Below are 15,696 nucleotides of genomic sequence, written 5' to 3'. Positions count from 1 at the left end.
TTTCGAGAGATCAGGACGCGCGGTGGGTGACCGCGCAGACGAGGGGGGCGACGGCGTGACAACGAGCCGTGCACGGAACAAGGCAGGCGTGGGGCTGAAGATCGAGCGGGTGTGGACGACGGAGGGGGTCCACCCGTACGACGAGGTCAGCTGGGAGCGCCGTGACGTCGTGATGACGAACTGGCGGGACGGCTCGATCAACTTCGAGCAGCGGGGCGTGGAGTTCCCGGAGTCGTGGAGCGTCAACGCGGCGAACATCGTGACCACCAAGTACTTCCGGGGCGCGGTGGGGACCCCGGAGCGGGAGTGGTCGCTCAAGCAGTTGATCGACCGGGTGGTCACCACCTACCGCACCGCGGGTGAGGAGTACGGCTACTTCGCCAGCCCGGCCGACGCCGAGGTCTTCGCCCACGAGCTGACCTGGATGCTCCTGAACCAGGTGTTCAGCTTCAACTCGCCGGTCTGGTTCAACGTCGGCACGCCGTCGCCGCAGCAGGTCAGCGCCTGCTTCATCCTCGCCGTCGACGACTCGATGGACTCCATCCTCGACTGGTACAAGGAGGAGGGGCTGATCTTCAAGGGCGGCTCCGGCTCCGGCGTCAACCTGTCCCGGATCCGTTCGTCCCGTGAGCTGCTCTCCTCCGGGGGCAACGCCTCCGGCCCGGTCAGCTTCATGCGTGGCGCGGACGCCTCGGCCGGCACCATCAAGTCCGGCGGCGCGACCCGCCGGGCGGCCAAGATGGTCATCATCGACGTCGACCACCCGGACATCCAGGAGTTCGTGGTCACCAAGGCGCGCGAGGAAGACAAGATCCGTGCGCTGCGCGACGCCGGCTTCGACATGGACCTCGGCGGCTCCGACATCGTCAGCGTGCAGTACCAGAACGCCAACAACTCGGTCCGGGTCTCCGACGAGTTCATGACGGCTGTGGAGAACGACGGCGGTTTCGACCTGCGGGGTCGGCTCGACGGCGCGACCATCGAGACGGTCGAGGCGAAGAAGCTGTTCCGTTCCATCGCCCAGGCCGCCTGGGAGTGCGCCGACCCGGGCCTGCAGTACGACGACACCATCAACGGCTGGCACACCTGCCCGGAGACCGGCCGGATCACCGCGTCGAATCCGTGCTCGGAGTACCTGCACCTGGACAACTCCTCGTGCAACCTGGCCTCGCTCAACCTGATGAAGTTCCTCCGCGCCGACGGTGGCTTCGAGGTGGAGAAGTTCGTCAAGTCCGTCGAGTTCGTCATCACCGCGATGGACATCTCGATCTGCTTCGCGGACTTCCCGACCGACAAGATCGGTGAGACCTCCCGCGCCTACCGGCAGCTCGGCATCGGTTACGCCAACCTGGGCGCCCTGCTGATGGCCACCGGCCTGCCGTACGACTCGGACCAGGGCCGCTCGGTCGCCGCGTCGATCACGTCGCTGATGACCGGCACCGCGTACCGCCGCTCGGCCGAGCTGGCAGGTGTCGTCGGCCCGTACGACGGCTACGCCCGCAACGCCGAGCCGCACAAGCGGGTCATGCGCAAGCACGCCGCGGCCAACGACGAGATCAAGCCGACCAGCCCGGTGGCCACCGCGATCGTCCGCGAGGCGACGAAGCAGTGGACCCAGGGCAACAAGATCGGTGACAAGTTCGGTTGGCGCAACGCGCAGGCGAGCGTCCTCGCCCCGACCGGCACGATCGGCTTCATGATGGACTGCGACACGACGGGCGTGGAGCCGGACCTGGCGCTTGTCAAGTTCAAGAAGCTTGTCGGCGGCGGCTCGATGCAGATCGTCAACCAGACGGTGCCGCGCGCCCTGCGCAGCCTCGGCTACCCCGAGGAGCAGGTCGAGGCGATCGTCGAGCACATCGCCGACCACGGCCACGTGGTCGACGCCCCGGGCCTCAAGCCGGAGCACTACCCGGTCTTCGACTGCGCGATGGGCGAGCGGTCGATCGCCCCGATGGGTCACGTGCGGATGATGGCGGCCATCCAGCCGTTCGTCTCCGGCGCCATCTCCAAGACGGTGAACATGCCGGAGGCGGCCACCGTCGAGGACGTCGAGAAGATCTACTTCGAGGGCTGGAAGCTCGGCCTCAAGGCGCTGGCGATCTACCGGGACAACTGCAAGGTCGGCCAGCCGCTCTCGGTGGCCAAGTCCAACAAGGCCACCACGCCGGCCGCCGTCGAGACCGCAGCCGCCGCGCCGGCCGCGGTGGAGAAGGTCATCGAGTACCGGCCGGTGCGCAAGCGCCTGCCGAAGAAGCGCCCGTCCGAGACGGTCAGCTTCTCCGTCGGTGGCGCCGAGGGTTACCTGACCGCGTCGTCCTACCCGGACGACGGCCTCGGCGAGGTGTTCCTCAAGATGTCCAAGCAGGGTTCGACCCTGGCCGGCGTGATGGACGCCTTCTCGGTGGCCATCAGCATCGGCCTGCAGTACGGCGTGCCGCTGGAGACGTTCGTCAGCAAGTTCACCAACATGCGCTTCGAGCCGGCCGGCATGACCGACGACCCTGACGTGCGCATGGCGGCCTCGGTGATGGACTACATCTTCCGTCGCCTGGCCCTGGACTTCCTGCCCTACGAGCGCCGCGCCGAGCTGGGCATCTTCACCGCCGGCGAGCGGGCCGCCCAGCTGCGGGCCGAGGCCGACGCGGAGGCCGCCGCCGTCACCGGCGCGGAACTCACCGCGATGGCGTCGTCGGCGCCGGTCGAGGCTCCGGCCAAGACCGAGGCCGTCGCCCAGCCGGCCCAGGAGATGGCCAACGTGGCCGCCGCCAAGCCGGCTCCGAGCGTGGGTTCCAGCACCGAACTGCTGGAGGCCGTGATCGGCAAGGCCGCGGACGCGCCGCTCTGCTTCACCTGCGGTACGAAGATGCGCCCCGCCGGTAGCTGCTACGTCTGCGAGGGCTGCGGCTCCACCAGCGGCTGCAGCTGACGTACGCGTCAGCGCTGCCCCGGCCTCCCGCCAGGAGGCCGGGGCAGCGCCGTTTCCGCCGTCTACCGGGTCGCGCGTTCGGCGGCGCGTACGGCGTTGCGGAACAGCATCGCCACGGTGGTCGGGCCGACCCCGCCGACCCGGGGAGTGATGGCGCCGGCGACCTCGGCGCACGCCTCGTCCACGTCGGGCAGGAGGCGCCGCCCGGCGTAGCGGACGCCGGCGGCGATGACGACGGCGCCCGGCTTGACGTGCTCGGGCTGGACGATCCCGGGTACGCCGGCGGCGGCGACGAGGATGTCGGCGCGGCGGGTGTAGCGGGCCCAGTCGGGAACCCCGGTGTGCACGACTGTGACGGCGGCGTTGGCCGTCGGGCGCTTCTGGGCGAGCAGCATCGCCAGGGGCCGGCCCAGGGTGGCGCCGCGACCGAGGATGACTACCTCACGGCCGGCAAGCGCAAGTAGCTGCAGTCTGTCCAGGTCCTACAGCCTGGGCAGCTGTGCCCACAACCGATTCAACTATGTTGGTTCCCGTTCTGCGACGCCGAGCTGCTCAACCATCTTGACCACGGCGCACGGCGAAACCCTAGCCAACGCATTCCGCCGGCTCTGTCCGATGATCGACAGGACAGACGTCAGGTGCCGGCACGGTGCACACAAACCCGCCTGCCAAGGACGAGGGGCGGACCTCACTGCCTCGTGCGTGCTCTTGCCTCGCCATAGCTGACGCGTACGAGAGGCCTGCTCGCGGAGGGCGCTTGTCTGCGTGGCTCGCCAGCGGGCGCCGCACCTTCCCCCCGGTCGGAGCGCATCGTGAGAGCTGATGAGCATCACTCCTGCATCACGTAATCGGCTAGATAGCCCGAAGGTGACCACGAACGGTGGGAACACAGAAACGCAGGGTCACCGTATAGTGTGGACATGCATGCCGAGGATGCTTGTACTGCGGGATTGATGGGCATCGAGTACGGGCACCCGGGCTTGTCGTATAAGACGTTCCCCAGCCAGGTGTGAATCCTCAGAAGGTCGGTAGCCACTCGGCTGTCACCAGTCTCCATGACAAGTTAGACGGCGTCGTCGCTGATGATGCCGACCGGCAGTTCCTCAATCTGAAGTCGTAACCGCTGTCGTTCCCCGTACACGGCTAGTTTCGTGGGCTTCGGTTGCTGCGCAAGAGCAAGGGCTGGCGGGTGACACAAGGCGTGTGTTCGGAGGTATGTATGACACAGCCGGGAGTGGGCGGCCTCGGGGTTCGCCCTGAGGCAACCATGATGCAGCACGCCATCCGGCTTCTAGCAATCCTGAGCGAATGTAGCGAGCCGGTAAAGACCGGCGACCCGCCAGAAGGCATCGCGGTCATCCGGGCAGAGTTGCGGCTACAAGCCCTTGACTTCTGGTTACGGAACCCGGACTACCTCGCTGGTGAGCTGCTTACAAAGGTAGAGGACCACGATCTACCGGCACACTACCTGAGCGTGGTCGAGCACCTGCTCAACAATCCGGAGCCAGACTTGCACTGGTATCCCATGCCGCGATGGCACCACGGCGCCTATGAGGCGATCGATGACGCGTTCTCCGTGCTCAGCGCATACGGGCTAGCGTTGGTCAGGCGGATGGGTGGGGTGCAAAAGACAGCGCGCAGCCAGTTCTTCCTCACCCACGCGGGGCGGGTGGCGGCCGCCGACCTGGCGAAGGAACGGGTGCTTTCCTGGTACACCGAGCAGGCGAAGCTGGTCGCCCTCGTGGCGGGCAGTGACAACGGGAGCACGCTGAAGAAGCGGCAATACCAGCAGGCGGAGTATGCGCGCACGAAGCTCGGTGTAAATATCGCGCCGATCCACTCTGCCGTACGCGGACGGCTGGAAGCGTTCAGAACCACGGTCAGCGGATCGTTGGCCCCCGTAGCAGGAGGATAGGCAATGACTAAGCTCGGGGACGCGGTCGCTCGGGACCTTGAGCGCCGAGGAAAGGCGATCGACCAGTCCCGCATCGAGAGGATCCTGCTCGACGCCGGTGTCTCCTCGACTGCGTCCCGTGGTGTCCCCGCTCGGCTTCGTGTCCGCCGGGTATGGGTCACGGGGGAGAAGCTGTACTCGGAAAGACCGACGGAGGAAACGCCGCCTGCGGAGATGAAGACGGCACCCATCAAGCTGGACTGGCAGCCCGGAGACGGCGTCAACGGTGTAGGTAGTGAGGCGAACCTGCGAGGAAAGTCGTCAGTCCTGCACTTCGCTATATGGGCGTTGACAGGGCGCAGCTACTTACAGGCTGACGTTGAGACGTGGGTTGAGCATGTTTCCGCGGAGTTCCATGTAGACGAGGTGCCCCTGTTCGTCGATTTTGACGTACGCGGTGGGATGCCGTCGGGGACCGTCACGCAGAAGACCCGATCGGGCCATGCCAGCCTGGGATCCTTCTTCGGCCACGCTGAGTTTGAATCGTTGATGGGATCGGTGATGCTCGACCGGTTACGCCTCGATGCAATCTCAGTGTTCTCCAAGGGGACCGAGACGGAGCATGCGTGGCCGTCGTACGCTGCTGCATTGGCCGTACACGCCGACAAGCTTGACCCGATCGTGGGCAATGAGAACACTCTCAAGACCCGGATCCTGCAGATGTTTGTCGGCACGAGGTGGGCGGCGGTCGACGCGCAGGTCGCGACCGCGTTTAAGGCGGCTGATTACGAGCGCGAAGTCCTCATCGAGAAACGCCGGGCAGCGGCTTCGGTGACCACGTCAGCTCTGAGGCAGGCCGAAACCCGCCTGAGGGAGGCAGAGGCGGCATTGGAGGTGTTCGACCCGACGCAGCCTGACGTGGATGCAGTCTTCGCGCTCGCGTCGGTTGCCTCCGCGCGTGCGCAGCAGGCACATGAACTGTCAATGAGGCTCATGGTGGCCCGTACCGCGCTCTCAGGGGCTGAAGAGCAGTTACGTACCGAGCAGATGCGTCGGCAGGCGGCAGAGGAGGACGCCGTAGCGCGCCGATTGTTCAATGGGATGGCGCCGAAAGCATGTCCCCGGTGCGCGGCGGAAGTGACGGCGGCGAGGTACGAGGCCGAGGTGACGGCCCACGAGTGCTCGATGTGCAAGAACGAATTCACGATCTTGGCAGACCTCGACGAGGCGTCGGCTGCGGCCGTTGTGGACAACGAGGTTGAGGAGCCGGTTGACCCCTTAGAAGCACTCCAGGCGGCCATCGCGGAAGCCGATGTAGATATCAGCCGGCTCGAGGGTGAGCTCCGTGAGGCTGACCGGTCTCGGCTCGATGCGGAGAACGCGGCGCAGCGAGGCCGCGGTCGCCTCGGCGCCGCTCGTGCTCGACTAGAGGCCGAGATCGACCTGGCCCGCGCAGAGAGCGCCCTGGGAGCATTGCGGGAGGCGATGCGTCCGGAGCCGTCGTCGCCGGTCGACGACGAAAGGCATCTTGTTCTTGAGGTCGCCTCGAGGCTGACGAAGAAGTGGGTCAAGGAGGATCAGGGCCCTCTTCTGGAAGCCGTTTCGCTCGCGATCGCCCGCCTCGCCCGCGAGTTCGGGTCCACCAACATCACCGCGGTGACCCTCAAGGGCAACGGCAACATGGACGTGGAGAAGGGCGGTGCCGTCACGGGCTACAGCGGGCTGACCAACGGAGAGAAGCTGCGGATCAAGCTCGCTGCTGCAATCGCACTGATCGAGATCGGGCACAGCGACGGAGTCGGCCGGCACCCAGGCCTGCTGTTCGTCGATTCTCCTGCTGCGGAGGAGATCCCCGAGGCCGACCTGCGGACAATGCTCGAGGCCATGGCTACTGTTGCCCAGAAGACTGACCTGCAGATCATCGTGGCCACTAGACACGGTCGGATACTGAGTGAAGTCATCGGTCCACAGAACCTCTTGGTCGCTACCGGTAGCAACTTCGTGTGGTGACACTTAACGTCGGACACCTGCATCGCCCTGATAGGCAGAGCTGTGCAACCACAGGACCCGACCTGGATCAAGAGGAGGAGCCGTGCCGCATCCGCTCGATCCAGCTTTCACTGGCGCTGAGCTCCTGCGAAGCCTCAGCGGCGGGCCACCTCCAGAGGACCTGGTTGACCGGATTGGTGGCTGGGACGCCGTCGAGGTGCTCGCACCGACCCTCGTTGACGAACCGCTCCTGACCGCAGCAGTCTCCCTGCTAGCCCGTGATGCTGCCCGCGCTGCTGCAACGGGCGCGAATCTTGCGCAAATCCGGCCCGCTGCACTAGCCCTAACAGATGCGGTGCTGGGAAGCAGCGACCCGTTGCAGTTCACCCAAAACATCAACACCATTTGCACCGAAACGGCCCTCGCCGGCATGGTCGGCGCCAAGGTCGCGGCGACGTGCCTCACCCTCGCTGCCCCCCCACGCACCGACGGTGATGACCCCCCTCTGGCCGCCGTCATCCGTCATGCCGTCGCGTTGGAGGCCCTTGCGCGGTTGGCCGTGCAGGGGCACGCCTCGAAGAACAAGCTCCTGGGGGTCCTAGAGGACGTCGCCGAGCCGCAGCCGCGTCGTTACGCTCAAGCGGTCGTCAGGACAGTCGGTTTGGCCTTCGACCACTGGACTGCTGACGACGAGGTTGCCGACGTCATCGACATCCTCACAGGAGAGAAGCCGCCGACGTACACGACACCGCCGGCCGCTGATGTCCTCGCCCGTAACGACGAATACCACCGCGACATCGCGGCCGACGCCATGTGGACGAAGGCAAATGTAGAAATCGCCCGAGCATTGCGCAGCACCCAGGCCACCCAAATGCTCGAGCGGCTCACCGCCGCACTGGAGGCGCTGGAACTTGTCACGGCGCTCGACGACCGCGACGATGCGAAGATGCTGCGCTCCGCGCTGCGTCTGCTCCAAGAGCTGCTGCAATCGCTAGAGGGCTCAGCGGCACCACAAGACGCCGCAACCTGGAAAGCCGCAGTCGCAGACGCGGAGCAGGCCGTACGGCAAGCGCACGAGTTCGCCATTGGCGCGTACGGGCTCAATCACTGGAGCGGTGATCGCAAGCTTGCCATCCTTGAGGGTTGGAGCAAACTCGCCAACGACCTCGCCTGGCTTCGTGATCAACTCAGCCGCGACAGCCTGTACGACGCTGCCGTGGTGCTCGACGACGTCCTCACCATCTACTCCGCGTCCCGGTCTTACGACGTCACCCGCAACGCCCATGGCGTAGAAACGGTGCTACAGATTCTGCGGCCAGCTGTTGCCAATGGCTTCGCCGCCCGAGCCGGACTGTTGCGGCACCTCAGCGACCATACCGAGCGACTGCGCCGCCGGGTCACCGAAGCTCTGGGGGTTGGCAACGATGCGTCGGAGCTGCAGGCACGGCTGATGACATCTGAAGCGGTCCTTGAGAACGCACGCGCGAGATTGCTCCACACCGGGGAGCCGCCGGGAAAACCGCTGCAGCAGGCGGCGGACATTCCGCCCCTGCTGGCCGAGCTGTTTGGGCCCCACGCCTCCCTCGCCGCAGTCCTAACTAGCGGCAATCCGGTGGAGCTCGCGGCACTGGCCGCCGACATCGCCGACCGCCAAGCCGCTTCGGACCGCGACCCAGACGTTACAGTCACCGGTATCCGCAAGCGGATGCTCGCTGAGCTCGCCGCCTGTGAAGACTTCACCGGCGACGTCGCGACTGCCGTAAGCGTTGTTCTTGATCAGCTCATCAAGTTCGTGGCGCGACGACTGAACACTCAGCAGTCGACCAAGGCGTATCTGTTCAAGCCGGATGCCAACGAGCAAGACTTGCACACCGACCTGTACGACTGGTTATCCCAAGGACAGTTGGCGAGCTCCACGAACGTGGAAGTACATGAGGTCGGCGCAGGCCGCACCGATATTCAGATCTCCTTTCCGGGCTTCCACCTTTATCTGGAGCTGAAGGCGGATGGGACTGCAGTACCGGTGGCTGGCAAGGCCGCGTACATCAAGCAGACGGTCAGCTACCAGGCCTCTGACGTGCGGATCGGATTTCTCGTGGTGCTCCGCTTGAAAGCTCCGAAAGACAAGAGCCCTTCCATGCACCTGACTGAGCTCGTGTCGCACACCGTTGTGCAGGTGCAGGACGGCCTGGTCGAACGCCATGTCGTGATGCTTGAGGTTCCAGGCAACCAGACCAGCCCGTCCGGGGTCCATTGACCTGGCAGCCGATCATACCGGGACCGACCTGAGAAGTGCGAAGGCATCATGGACAAGTCCCGCGACGCTGCGGGCGTCGGGGAAGGGCAGACATGTCGATGAAAACGCCGTCTAGCCGCGCCCGGTCGATCGCGACCAGGAACCCCCGATGACGAGCTCTGGTTACTGCCGTCCGGGCCAAAGTCGGTCATTATCCACGCGGACCTGCCACTCATTCCACCAACCGCAAGACCCGATCGGCCCGATTCACCACCTGTTTATAGGTGACCACCTCGACCCGGGACAGATGGCTGTTGTAGACGCGTAGCGCCGCGTCCACCTCGTTCTCGCTCGCCTCCTCCTCGAACTGCGGATGCCCAATGATCACCGCCGCTGAGGCCCGCCGTACGTCGATGCCCTGCTCGGCGAGCCGCGCCCGGTCCTCGTCCAGGACCACGAGGTAGTTCATCGCCTGCGCTACCGCCCGATGTACCTCGTTGGTCGGCACCCAACGGCCCCGCTGATGGGTGAGCAGCGGAACGGCGGCCCGCTTCAACTCGACCACGTGCACGGTGCCGTCCGGCCGGAGCAGCGTCATGTCCAACTCGATGCTGCGACTGATTCGCCGTGGCCCGAGCCTGTCCGCCAGCTGCGTCCCGCCGAATATCCAGAGATTCTTCTCCAGCGCTCGCTGCAGGTCGCGCTCACTGCTGTGCCGGTTGAGGACGACGGCATCGAGTTCGCGAAGCGCTTGGCGCCGTGCTCGCAGCAACACCACGTCGGCGATCTCTTCTGCCGAAGCCTCAGCGATTGGCGGGACACCGACGCCTGAATCGCCAGTGTGCAAGCGGTCGAGCAGTACCTCCGTCATCCAGGTTGCCTGCTCGTTCGTGCTGCGACTGACTTCGAAGACCCCAGCTGACCCGGCCACGTCCGTGATGACTAGGCGCTTCATTTCGTCGAGATATGCCACGAGCTCGTTGCGGGTCGCCTGGGGGTGTTCGTCGAGGAACGTGCGAACCTGGTCGGCGACGAATGTCGCGGATATCGACACGAAGGTGGTCAGTGCGTTCGCGTGTCGGCCACGGGCACCGCCGAGCAGCTGATACTTGATCTCCAAGTCCGGGGCGAGCATCACGTTGGTCGCATACGAGAGGGCGTCCTCCAACCGCTCGGCGGCGTCTTGGTCGCCTTCGGAGCGGGCTCCGGCGTGAGCCTGACGCAGCAGATCGGTAAGCGTCCTGCCGCCGCGATAGGGACTGCGGTATCCCATGTGCCGCTGCGCGTCCTCGACGAGGTTGCGGATGTGGTCGGAAAGGCCATAATCGACGATCTTCTGGAGCAGCAGACGCAGGGCAAAGTCGGATCGGACACGCGGGCGAGGTTTAGGCATGTCGGAGAGCGTCACCCAAGGGTATGACACGACCCTTTGGGTGCAGGAGGCCGTGCCCGAGTGCGCCTAGGAAGCGGGGTCGTTCGCCGTAGCTGAACCGGAAGACCGACCCGGGCCGGTTGACGGTATGGAGAGCTTGCCCGGACGGCGTCAACTGCTCGAAGGGAATACGACACGGGCTTGGTCCCCGCTCGGGCTCGCCATCGAAGACAGGGGTTTGGCTGCCGGGCAGAGCGGGTGCGCTTCGAGGTGCCGGATCAGTGGTCTTCGTCGCCCTCGGTTGGGCGTGGTGGGCGGTTGTGCTTGGCCCACTCGTCTACCTCGTCCGCATCCCAGATAGTCGTCCCGATCAGGCGGGCCATCGGCTCAGGGAAGCCGGGACGGCGGGTGATCTGAAGTACCCGCTGCCGCGACACGTTGAACAGGGCTGCCAACTCGCCAGGCCCGTACAAGCGCGGTCGCTTCACGGCCTGAAGGTAGGCGCAACTCAAACTTGACGATCGCTACTTACAGATTGACAAGACAGCGTGCGGTGATGTGTGGTGGAGTAGTTCACGCCAGGCGACGGCGGGACAGATCCGTCGGGAGGTCAGGTGCCGAAGCGTGTGCCGTACGACGACTACCTGCTGGCGGTGGCGCTGACTCTGGCGCGGCGGCACCAGCCGGTCTGGTCGTGGCGGCGGTGGCGGCGGATCTGCAGGTGTGGGGCGGATCTACCGTGCCACGTCCGGCATCGCATCCCGATCCGCCGAGGCTTCTGGCCGGGGGAGGAGCTGGAGTGACTACGCACGGCCCTGTCCTTCCGGTGTGGACCTGCGGTGGCTGCGACGCGCCTTGGCCCTGCCGGGCCCGGCGCATCGAACTGCGTGCCGAGTTCGAGGGTGCACCTGTGTCGTTGGCCTTCTACATGGGGTCCTACCTGGTCTGGGCCGCGGAGGACCTGACCTGGGTGCCCGCCTGGCTGCTGCACCGGCGTTTCCTGGGCTGGGTCCGGTAAACCTCGTCCGGCGGGGTGACGAGCGCAGGAAGTCGGCTCGATCACTTGATGCTCAGCAGATCTGGGCGATTCGCGCTGACTGCTCAGCATCAAGTGATCTTGTCGACGGCGGGGAGCGGGTCTACCGGGTCGCCCGTTCGGCGGCGCGTACGGCGTTGCGGAACAGCATCGCCACAGTCGTCGGGCCGACCCCGCCGACCCGGGGAGTGATGGCGCCGGCGACCTCGGCGCACGCCTCGTCCACGTCGGGCAGGAGGCGCCGCCCGGCGTAGCGGACGCCGGCGCCGATGACGACGGCGCCCGGCTTGACGTGCTCGGGCTGGACGATCCCGGGTACGCCGGCGGCGGCGACGAGGATGTCGGCGCGGCGGGTGTACCGGGCCCAGTCGGGAACCCCGGTGTGCACGACTGTGACGGCGGCGTTGGCCGTCGGGCGCTTCTGGGCGAGCAGCATCGCCAGGGGCCGGCCCAGGGTGGCGCCGCGACCGAGGATGACTACCTCACGGCCGGCGACGGGGATCTCGTAGTGCGCCAGGAGGGCCTCGATGCCGGCGGGGGTGCAGGGCAGCGGGCCGGGCAGGCCGACGGCGAGACGCCCCATGTTCAGCGGATGCATGCCGTCGACGTCCTTGTCCGGGTCGATGGTCTGCAACGCCGCGTCGTAGTCCAGGTGCCCCGGAACGGGGTACTGCACGAGCAGTCCGTGCACGGCCGGATCGCTGTTGAACCGGGCGATGGCCCGGTGCAGATCGGCCTGGGTGGCGGTGGCCGGCAGATGCACGTGCGGGGAGTCGAAGCCGAGCTCGGCCGCCTGACGCTGCTTGATGCCGATGTAGCCGGCGCTGGCGTCGTCGTCGCCCACCAGGATGGTGGCGAGGCTCGGTGTGATCCCGCGGTCTCGTAGGCGCGCGACCGCCGCGGCGACCTCGGTGAAGATGGCGTCGGCGACGGGTGCGCCCGGCAGGAGTCGAGCCTCGCCGGGTGTGGTGCGCGTCTGTGCGAATTCGCTTGTCGTGGACATGAGGGGCCCCTCGACGCGGGCGCCCAGGCGGTCGACGTCCGCGAGAGGCTCCCCGATGGTTCCACCATCCCCGTGCCGCCAGTCGCCGGTGGTTCGATGATGCCCCATCGCCGAGGCGGTCGCCCAGCAGGGGACGCGCGGCGGGGATCACCTGCCCACGCTCGCGGCGTGAGCGGTTCCCGCGGCCGGGGGACGAGGCGGCAGGAAGTTCCCACCACGGCGGGATCCCGACGGCCGGCACCCGGGAGAGGCTTGCCGGAGCCGGAGCCGGAGCCGGATCGGGCGTAGTGGCGGAAGGGCGGGACCAGCGATGGAGGTGCCGGTGGACATGGCGACAGTGCCGCCCGAGCGGGACATCGGCGCGCGGTGGAGCGCCGCCCGCAAGGTCGCCGGCTACTCGGCCGCGCTGGCCATGTCCCTGTACCTGCTCGTCAAGGTCATCTGGATCGCTGTCGCGCTGATCGGGAGCGGGCCGGACGACATGGGAACCGCCGCCTGGGTGGTGCTCAACGCGGTCACCGTCGGGATGTCCGCGATCGGGGTCACCGTCGGGCTGGCGCTGGCCCAGGACTGGGGCAGGCGGATTCCCGCGCGACCGCTCATCTTCTTCGCCTGGGTGGGCGGCGGCTTCCTGGTGCCGATGCTTCCGTACCTGGTGATCAGCGGTGTTCTCGCGGCGCTGGGTGGTGGCGGGTCCGTCGACGGTGGCGGGCAGGCGCCGGCCTGGGAGGGTTTCCTCATCGGCGTCGGCTTCCTGGGCATGGCGGCGGGACTGGCCGTCGCTCTGCCGATCTACCTGCGGCAACGATGGCCGGCCGCCTTTCTGGGCCGGCTGGGAGATCGGCCGCCCCGCGCGTCGTGGTTCGTGTTGCCGGCGGCGGGGGTGACCGTCGCGCTGGGTCTGCTCTGGCTGTCCTGGGCGTGGGGCGGGACGCTGGGCATCGAGCCCGCGCACCGCGCCGGTGGCGGTGACCTCAACGACCGCCTGCTGAACGGCAACGCGGGGTTGTGGGCGCTGATCGGCGGGTGGAGCGTCTGGGCGCTCGACCGTCGTCGCCCCGGTCGGCTGCCGCGCTGGGTACCGCTGACGCTCGCGTTCGCCGCGTCGGGCTCGCTGTTCGCGTGGGGCGGCTGGAAGCTGCCGATGACCATCATCCGGCCGGCGGGTTACGTGGCCGTCGAGTATCCCGCCGTGGCCATCCTCCAGCACACCCTGAGCATCGTCGTGGGTCTCGCCCTGCTGGCCACCGTCCTGTCCGTTGCCCGGGCCCGGAGTTAGGGAGATGAAGGCCGCCGATGGCACCGGGGCGGGCAGGGAGCCGCGGGGCTGAAAACTCGGCAGAACGTTGCGACGATCGGGGCATGACAACCACTGAGGCGTACGTCGAGTTCGGCACCCGCGAGGCGCGCGGCGTCTCACCGACGTACGAGCGGCTGTCCCACGCCGTCGCCCACGACGGCGACCTGCTCGCCCTGCTCGACACGCTCCCGCCCGGCAAGCGCCAACCCAACCTGCTGTTCGGCGTCGTGCGCTGGCTGGGCGGGCCGGTCGACGACCCGGTCGCCTTCCACGACTACACGGTGGCGCACTGGCCGGTCATCGAGGCGGAGTTGCGAAGAAGGGCAACCCAGACGAACGAGGCCGGCCGGTGCGCGGTCCTGCTGCCCGTGCTCGCCGCGCTGCCGCAGCCCCTCGCCCTGCTGGAGGTCGGCGCGTCGGCAGGGCTCTGCCTCTATCCCGACCGGTACGCCTACCGCTACGGCGAGCACGAGGTCGGCGAAGGCACGCCGGTGCTCGACTGCGTGGCCAGCGGGTTGGTGCCGCCGGCACGCGTACCCCAGGTGGTGTGGCGGGCCGGCCTGGACCTGAACCCGCTCGACGTGACCGACCCCGGCGACGTGTCCTGGTTGGACGCCCTGATCTGGCCCGAGCACGCGCACCGGCGGGCCCGGCTGCACCAGGCGGCGGCGGTCGCCGCGGCCGATCCGCCGCTGCTGGTCCGCGGCGACCTGGTGGACGACCTGCCGGCGCTTGCCGCGCGGGCGCCGGCCGATGCGACGCTTGTCGTCTTCCACACCTCGGTGCTCTACCAGGTGCCCGTCGCGCGTCGGGAGGCGTTCGTCCGGCTGGTGCGTGAGCTGCCGGGGCACTGGATCGCGAACGAGGCCCCGGAGGTGCTGCCCTACGACGGGCTGCCCGACCCGCCGGACGCGGCGCTGCACAACGTCCTCGCGCTCGACGGCAAGCCGCTGGCGTGGACCCGGGGCCATGGTCAGGCGATGAGCTGGTTCGGCTGAGAGCAGGCCCTCGCCGGCAGCCGGGCGCGCAGCGCGCGGCCGAACCAGTCCACCGACGGCGTCACCCCGCCACCCGTCGCCCAACCGTTGAGCACCGACAGCAGGTCGAGGTAACGGTCCCGGCGGCTGTCGTTCGCCAGGGTCAGCCGGTCCAGCAGCCGACGGCGCAGGGCGGCGTCGTCGGGGAGGTGGTGCAGTCGCGCGTACCGGCTGGTGACCGCCGCGACCACCGGCTCGGCCTCGGGGCCGGTCGGATCGAGACCGGCCGCCAGGGCGTCCGCCACCCCGTCCCGGACGATCGCGACGGCGTCCGGGCGGGGCGGCCCGGGCACGTCGTGGTCGGCGGCGTGCTGCCGCGCCAGCCGCCGCATGCTCGCCCGGAAGGTGGCGTCCCGGCACAGCTCGGCCAGCTCCAGCCACGCCTGTACCTGCTCGGTGGTCGGGTCGTCGGGCAGTTCCGGCGTCATCGAGACGATCACACCCGGGTACGTCGGCGGGTCGCCCGTGAAGACGCTGTCCAGGAAGTCATCCACCAGATGCTTCCGTTCCCGGGCGGTGAGCTGGGCCAGCCGGTGCAGGTCGTCCACCTCCGCCGGGCCCGACCCGCGCTGCGCCGCCACGGTCAGCACCGCCCGGCGCAGCCGCAGCACACGGATCTGCACCGCCAGCGCCTCCGCGTGCGCGGCTGCCACCTCGTGCAGAGGCACTTCGCGGTCCACCACCCGCCGGATGGACGCCAGGTCCACGCCCAGGTCGCGCAACGTCCGGACGAGTTCCAGTCGGGCGACGGCGTCCGGGCCGTACCGCCGGTGGCCGGCCGGGCTCCGATCGGTAGGCGGCACGATCCCGCTGTCGGCGTAGTACCTGATGGTCTTGACGCTCAGGCCGCTTTGCCGGGCCAGGTCACCGATCGTGTACCGCGTTTCGCCGTCCATGTCC

The 15,696-nt window shown here is 67.8% G+C and carries 11 protein-coding genes, 1 pseudogene and 1 riboswitch; of the genes and pseudogenes, 8 read left to right on the top strand and 4 right to left on the bottom strand.

What is annotated here, in order from left to right; translation table 11 throughout:
* Nucleotides 1-22 precede the first annotated feature (22 nt).
* Complete coding sequence (locus tag OOJ91_RS32490) at nucleotides 23-2,929, top strand: vitamin B12-dependent ribonucleotide reductase (protein ID WP_266251110.1); 2,907 nt, start codon at nucleotides 23-25, stop codon at nucleotides 2,927-2,929.
* Between the two features lie 62 nt (nucleotides 2,930-2,991).
* Here the strand turns inward: OOJ91_RS32490 and OOJ91_RS32485 are convergent.
* Nucleotides 2,992-3,384: pseudogene (locus tag OOJ91_RS32485) on the bottom strand (bifunctional 5,10-methylenetetrahydrofolate dehydrogenase/5,10-methenyltetrahydrofolate cyclohydrolase); the annotation flags it as partial.
* An 812-nt stretch (nucleotides 3,385-4,196) separates the two neighbouring features.
* Here OOJ91_RS32485 and OOJ91_RS32480 point away from each other — a divergent pair.
* From OOJ91_RS32480 to OOJ91_RS32470, 3 genes are all read left to right on the top strand, one after another.
* The gene (locus OOJ91_RS32480) at nucleotides 4,197-4,844 is read left to right on the top strand and encodes a hypothetical protein (protein WP_266251108.1); all 648 of its coding nucleotides are present in this window, start codon (nucleotides 4,197-4,199) and stop codon (nucleotides 4,842-4,844) included.
* Between the two features lie 3 nt (nucleotides 4,845-4,847).
* Nucleotides 4,848-6,833 (top strand): hypothetical protein, encoded by a 1,986-nt coding sequence (locus OOJ91_RS32475; protein ID WP_266251106.1) that lies wholly within the window; start codon nucleotides 4,848-4,850, stop codon nucleotides 6,831-6,833.
* Nucleotides 6,834-6,915: 82 nt separating this feature from the next.
* Nucleotides 6,916-9,069, top strand: a complete 2,154-nt coding sequence (locus OOJ91_RS32470) for a hypothetical protein (protein WP_266251104.1) — start codon at nucleotides 6,916-6,918, stop codon at nucleotides 9,067-9,069.
* A gap of 211 nt (nucleotides 9,070-9,280) precedes the next feature.
* On the opposite strand, the gene OOJ91_RS32465 is transcribed toward OOJ91_RS32470, so the two are convergent.
* The gene (locus OOJ91_RS32465; protein WP_266251103.1) at nucleotides 9,281-10,456 is read right to left on the bottom strand and encodes a Shedu anti-phage system protein SduA domain-containing protein; all 1,176 of its coding nucleotides are present in this window, start codon (nucleotides 10,454-10,456) and stop codon (nucleotides 9,281-9,283) included.
* A 578-nt stretch (nucleotides 10,457-11,034) separates the two neighbouring features.
* On the opposite strand from OOJ91_RS32465, the gene OOJ91_RS32460 reads away from it, so the two are divergent.
* Together OOJ91_RS32460 and OOJ91_RS32455 are read left to right on the top strand one after the other, a co-directional pair.
* Nucleotides 11,035-11,223, top strand: a complete 189-nt coding sequence (locus OOJ91_RS32460; protein ID WP_266251102.1) for a hypothetical protein — start codon at nucleotides 11,035-11,037, stop codon at nucleotides 11,221-11,223.
* Nucleotides 11,220-11,438 carry a hypothetical protein gene (locus tag OOJ91_RS32455; RefSeq protein WP_266251100.1) on the top strand — a complete coding sequence of 73 codons (219 nt, stop codon included), beginning with the start codon at nucleotides 11,220-11,222 and terminating at the stop codon, nucleotides 11,436-11,438. The genes OOJ91_RS32460 and OOJ91_RS32455 overlap by 4 nt, the downstream gene beginning before the upstream one ends.
* A 121-nt stretch (nucleotides 11,439-11,559) precedes the next feature.
* Here OOJ91_RS32455 and OOJ91_RS32450 read toward each other — a convergent pair whose 3' ends face one another.
* The gene (locus tag OOJ91_RS32450) at nucleotides 11,560-12,459 is read right to left on the bottom strand and encodes a bifunctional 5,10-methylenetetrahydrofolate dehydrogenase/5,10-methenyltetrahydrofolate cyclohydrolase (protein WP_266251098.1); all 900 of its coding nucleotides are present in this window, start codon (nucleotides 12,457-12,459) and stop codon (nucleotides 11,560-11,562) included.
* A 14-nt stretch (nucleotides 12,460-12,473) separates the two neighbouring features.
* A riboswitch (ZMP/ZTP riboswitch) is annotated at nucleotides 12,474-12,555 on the bottom strand.
* A gap of 214 nt (nucleotides 12,556-12,769) precedes the next feature.
* Between OOJ91_RS32450 and OOJ91_RS32445 the strand changes: the two genes are divergently transcribed.
* Entirely contained in the window at nucleotides 12,770-13,738 is a 969-nt protein-coding gene (locus tag OOJ91_RS32445; protein WP_266251096.1) for a hypothetical protein, read from the top strand.
* A gap of 83 nt (nucleotides 13,739-13,821) precedes the next feature.
* Nucleotides 13,822-14,757 carry a DUF2332 domain-containing protein gene (locus tag OOJ91_RS32440; protein WP_266251094.1) on the top strand — a complete coding sequence of 312 codons (936 nt, stop codon included), beginning with the start codon at nucleotides 13,822-13,824 and terminating at the stop codon, nucleotides 14,755-14,757.
* On the opposite strand, the gene OOJ91_RS32435 is transcribed toward OOJ91_RS32440, so the two are convergent.
* Nucleotides 14,733-15,692 (bottom strand): MerR family transcriptional regulator, encoded by a 960-nt coding sequence (locus OOJ91_RS32435; protein ID WP_266251092.1) that lies wholly within the window; start codon nucleotides 15,690-15,692, stop codon nucleotides 14,733-14,735. The two genes, OOJ91_RS32440 and OOJ91_RS32435, sit on opposite strands and share 25 nt — an antisense overlap.
* Nucleotides 15,693-15,696: the final 4 nt, after the last annotated feature.

It is taken from the genome of Micromonospora lupini, assembly GCF_026342015.1.
Lineage (GTDB): Bacteria > Actinomycetota > Actinomycetes > Mycobacteriales > Micromonosporaceae > Micromonospora > Micromonospora lupini_B.
The sequence above is the reverse complement of the archived record's forward strand: the minus strand, read 5'-3'. Positions and strand labels throughout refer to the sequence as shown.

Coding starts and splice junctions, on each gene's coding strand:
- OOJ91_RS32445 (WP_266251096.1), top strand. CDS start 12,770: ATGGAGGTGCCGGTGGACATGGCGACAGTGCCGCCCGAGCGGGACATC.
- OOJ91_RS32440 (WP_266251094.1), top strand. CDS start 13,822: ATGACAACCACTGAGGCGTACGTCGAGTTCGGCACCCGCGAGGCGCGC.
- OOJ91_RS32475 (WP_266251106.1), top strand. CDS start 4,848: ATGACTAAGCTCGGGGACGCGGTCGCTCGGGACCTTGAGCGCCGAGGA.
- OOJ91_RS32450 (WP_266251098.1), bottom strand. CDS start 12,459: ATGTCCACGACAAGCGAATTCGCACAGACGCGCACCACACCCGGCGAG.
- OOJ91_RS32435 (WP_266251092.1), bottom strand. CDS start 15,692: ATGGACGGCGAAACGCGGTACACGATCGGTGACCTGGCCCGGCAAAGC.
- OOJ91_RS32480 (WP_266251108.1), top strand. CDS start 4,197: ATGATGCAGCACGCCATCCGGCTTCTAGCAATCCTGAGCGAATGTAGC.